Origin of the sequence: Rhodoplanes roseus, from assembly GCF_003258865.1 — a bacterium.
GTDB lineage: Bacteria > Pseudomonadota > Alphaproteobacteria > Rhizobiales > Xanthobacteraceae > Rhodoplanes > Rhodoplanes roseus.
The window spans coordinates 1-1,192 of the sequence record NZ_NPEX01000583.1 but is presented as its reverse complement, the minus strand read 5'-3'; the positions used below and the strand labels follow the sequence as shown (position 1 = coordinate 1,192).

Below are 1,192 nucleotides of genomic sequence, written 5' to 3'. Positions count from 1 at the left end.
GCGCGCGCCGTCGGCGCGCCCCGACCCTCCCCCTCCAGGGGAGGGTGACAACCAGATGCGGACACTCCCGTGCGGCTGCTGATCGGTGCCCTTCTGTCCCTCCTGGTGGCCGCGGCGATCGGGCTCGGCTCGACCTGGCTGGCGCTGACCCGCGGGGTCGCGTTCGGCGCCGTGACGCTCGGCGCCTGGACGGCCTATCCGCGCGGCGGCAGCGCCGAGATCGATCCTTACGCCCGCGCCGCGGTGTCGCGCAGCGGGCTGCTGCCGGTCGGGCTCGGCGACGGCGTCGCCTTCGTGGCGCGCGGCGACGACAAGGGCCGGCCGCTCGACGGCCGCTGCGAGGTCCGCATCGCCGGCACCACGCCGCAGGCGCGCTTCTTCACGCTGACGCTGTACCGCCCGGACGGCGCCCTGATCGCCAACTCGCTCGGCCGCTACGGCTTCACCAGCCAGGAGCTGGTGCGCAAGAGCGACGGCACGTTCGAGATCGTCGTGGCGCCGCGCGCCCGGCCCGGCAACTGGCTCCCGACCGGCGGGGTCGAGCGCTACCTGCTGGTCCTGCGCATCTACGACACCCCGGTCGGGATCGCGACCCGGGCCGAGCGCGAGGCGCCGATGCCCTCGGTCACGGCCTCGGAGATCTGCTCATGATCCGCTGGCTGCTGTGGCTCCTGGCCGGCGTGATCCTCGGCGGGATCGTGCATTTCGGCACCGTGCTGTGGCTGCCCAAGGCGGCGACCCGCGACGCCTATGCGCGGCTGGAGCCGATGACCGGGGTCAACACCTTCACGCTGCTGCCGGAGCCGACCCCGGAGGCGGCCGCGGTGCCGTTCATGGACCCGGCCTTCGCGGCGGCGGTCTGCCGCTACGACCTCGGCTCGGGCGCCATCAAGCTGACCGCGCCGGTGAGCCAGGCCTACACCTCGGTGACGTTCTACACCCGCACCGGCGTCGCCTATTATGCCATCAACGACCGCGCCGCCGGTCGCCGGATGATCGAGCTCGACCTGATGACGACCAAGCAGCGCGACGCGCTGCCGCCCGAGGAGGACGTCACGGCGGCCGACCGGCTGATCGTCGAGTCGCCGACGCCGACCGGCCTGATCGTGGTGCGGGCGCTGGCCGTCGAGCCCGGCCTGCGCCCGATGGCCGCCGCCGCCGTCTCGGCGGCGAAGTGCACGCCGCAGCCATA

2 protein-coding genes are annotated in these 1,192 nt (G+C 73.9%); both read left to right on the top strand.

The genetic code is table 11. From position 1 onward, the window contains the following. The first annotated feature begins 69 nt into the window (after positions 1–69). Entirely contained in the window at positions 70–651 is a 582-nt protein-coding gene (locus CH341_RS31410; protein ID WP_111423633.1) for a DUF1214 domain-containing protein, read from the top strand. Beyond that, positions 648–1,192 (top strand): DUF1254 domain-containing protein (locus tag CH341_RS31405; protein ID WP_111423631.1); only part of this gene is annotated, 545 nt, incomplete at its 3' end. The genes CH341_RS31410 and CH341_RS31405, both read left to right, overlap by 4 nt.